1 protein-coding gene is annotated in these 443 nt (G+C 55.3%); it reads left to right on the forward strand.

Translation table 11 applies throughout. From position 1 onward, the window contains the following. Positions 1 to 163: 163 nt before the first annotated feature. Positions 164 to 443, forward strand: a 280-nt coding sequence (locus AWU74_RS08490; protein ID WP_162505119.1) for a transposase, incomplete at its 3' end; no start/stop codon positions are given.

Genomic DNA, 443 nt, shown 5'->3' on the forward strand with positions numbered 1-443 from the left:
GCTTTTTTCAGTACACACATAGCGGTCTTCTTGGCGGTGGTTGTGCTTTTTCCGCGGTCGGGCTTCTGGTATTCCGACCACGCGTCGAGAAAGTCTCCCAGCTTTGCCTTGAGCGCGGCTAGGTAGTGTGGACTGGATAGGGGAAAAGAGGTAAAATAGAAGCATGAAAAGAAATGAAGGCATTCACCTGCACGATATAAGCGACGAGGCGTGGGAACGGATAAAAGAACTGCTGCCCGGACAGGCAGGGAAACGCGGGGGAGTGGCGAAAGATAACCGCCTGTTTATCAACGCGGTAGCGTGGCAGACGCGCACGGGCGCTCCGTGGAGGGATATACCGCCGGAATTCGGGAATTGGAACAGTATACACAAGCGGTTTTGTCGCTGGCGGGATAAGGGAATATGGAGAATGCTGGCGGACGCCGCAATAGGCGAGCCTGCCG

The organism is Treponema endosymbiont of Eucomonympha sp. (assembly GCF_001028545.1).